Origin of the sequence: Mesorhizobium sp. M7A.F.Ca.US.006.04.2.1 (genome assembly GCF_004022915.1) — a bacterium.
GTDB lineage: Bacteria > Pseudomonadota > Alphaproteobacteria > Rhizobiales > Rhizobiaceae > Mesorhizobium > Mesorhizobium ciceri.
This window is the reverse complement of the sequence record NZ_RZQA01000969.1, coordinates 1-2,153: the sequence shown is the minus strand read 5'-3', so window position 1 is coordinate 2,153 and position 2,153 is coordinate 1. Positions and strand designations below refer to the sequence as shown.

Sequence of the window (2,153 nt, the reverse complement as noted above, 5' to 3'; positions counted from 1 at the left end):
GTCGCGGTCTGGCACGGCGGGGATCTGGTCGGGCTGGCGCCGTGTTACCTGGAGCATGGGACGGCTGGTTCGAAGCTGCTTCCGGTCGGCATTTCGCTCAGCGATTATCTGGACATCCTGGCTGTCCCTGGGATCGAAGCCGAGGTTGTCGGCGTTATCGCCGAGTCGATCTTCTCGATCGGGTGGGCGCAGTGGATCTTGTCGGACTTGCCGCAGGACAGCGTCGCCCTTGCGATGAAGCATCCCGAGATGGATCGGCCGACCGCCCATGCCGCCTGCCCCGTGCTCGCCATCGCCGGCGACGAAACGCTGGCAGGCTGCGTCCCCGCAAGACGCAGACGCCAGTTGCGTCGGGCGCGCCAGGCCGCATCAAGATGCGGCCGGATTGCGCTGTCATCGGCAAGCGGCAGTCCGCAAACCTTCCTCGATCAATTGATCCGCCTGCACAATGTGCGATGGGCCGAACACGGAGGGGGTGTGTTGGCCAACCCCGCCGTCGAGCAATTCCATCGGCTCTCGCTTCCCTTGCTCGATGCTCATGGTCTGGTGCGATGCTGGCTGCTCGCGATCGATGACAGGACCATCGGTGCCTATTACGGATTTTACCACCGCGGCCGTGCCTACGCTTATCTGGGTGGGTTCGACCCTGCTTATGCCGAGGAGAGCCCGGGCGCGATCCTGATTGGCCACGCAATCGTGGAGTCGATCCGCGAAGATGCGCGCGAGTTCGATTTCCTGCGCGGCCAGGAGGCCTACAAATATGGCTGGGGCGCCGCCGACAGGTGGACGATGCGCAGGGTCTGGACGCGGAGTTGACCCATGAGTGTAACCGCACCGAAAGGCGCCCAGCGCCGGACATCGGTCAGGCTGGCGGTTGAAGACTGCATGGCCGACGGCATTTGCGCCGAAGGTGTTCTCGTCAGGCTGGCGCTCCACCTGCCGCCCACAATTGGGGCAGCGGAATTGGCGGAGGTCGTGCTGAAAGTCCGTCCGGCGGATACCGGCGACGCGGCAAGATTGCGGAAGGTCGCCGGACTGCTGCGCTGCAAACCAGACGTCTTTGCCATGTTGCGAGCGACGGGCGGCGCCGTTCGCCATGAGCGCAATGAGGACGAGACGAATGCCGCTGTCGTCATGCGGCTGGCGTCCAGCTTCGATGCCGCGGCAGCGATTTCGGGAGCCGCGAGTGTCCAACTGGCATCCCTCGGCGATGAGGAAAGGCTCACAGCCACGACCAACGAAATCGTCGCATGGCTGGAAGCCCGAGAATTCACCGGAAGGGAACGGAGCATTCTCGACATCGGTTGCGGCATCGGCCGTTTCGAGCGTGCGCTGTGCAAATCCTTCAAGCGGATGGTCGGTATCGATATATCGTCGCGAATGATCTCCATCGCCTCAGAGCAATGCGCCGCACTCGGCAATGTCGAGTTACGACAAACCTCCGGTCTCGATCTGGCCGATTTCGACGATGCCAGTTTCGATTGCGTGCTGGCGGTCGACAGCTTTCCCTATCTGGTTCTGGCCGGCATGGCAGAGCGGCATTTCGAAGAAATTGCGCGCGTTCTGAAACGGCCGGGCTGGCTCGCCTTGCTGAACTATTCCTATCGCGGATCGCTTTTCTCAGACCGCGACGATATCGGCCGTCTGGCGCAAGCTCATCAATTGCGGGTCCTCATCGACGGTGAGAAGCCGTTTCGATCATGGGATGGCAACGCTTTTTTGCTCGCTCGGTGAGACGGAACATTACAGCACGATGCCAGTTCGGACGTCGAGCAAAGGGCACCAACGAGTGTCCTCGATTCGAAGGAGGAGCGCGGGCTGGACGGCAATCGGATCAAGTCCGAAGGATTACGCCGCTAATCGATTGCCGAAGGACTGAACGCCACCGCGCGGGCCTGTGGTCCGCGGGGCGACCAAGGAGCAAGGAAATAAACCTGTGCAAGGGTCCGCCGGTCAGCTTCTCGGCGGTGGACACAGGCTTGTAATGCCGGGCGCTTATCACCACACTACGATCAAGGGACCGCTATCAAGAGAATGTGATGTCTCGTTCGAGCGACGATACCGCGGATCCGCATGTCGAGATGGCGGTGGATCGGGAGATTGCCTCCCTGCTGGCAGCCATAGAGCAGGAAAAGATTCCGGACCGCCTCACC

Annotated in this window: 2 protein-coding genes; both read left to right on the top strand. The window is 61.8% G+C overall.

Annotation, left to right across the window (positions count from 1 at the left end; genetic code table 11):
* Positions 1 to 816, top strand: an 816-nt coding sequence (locus EN925_RS32960; RefSeq protein ID WP_164894556.1) for a GNAT family N-acetyltransferase, incomplete at its 5' end; no start/stop codon positions are given.
* 3 nt (positions 817 to 819) lie between these two features.
* Positions 820 to 1,734, top strand: a complete 915-nt coding sequence (locus tag EN925_RS32955) for a class I SAM-dependent methyltransferase (RefSeq protein WP_064993463.1) — start codon at positions 820 to 822, stop codon at positions 1,732 to 1,734.
* The last annotated feature ends 419 nt before the right edge of the window (positions 1,735 to 2,153 follow it).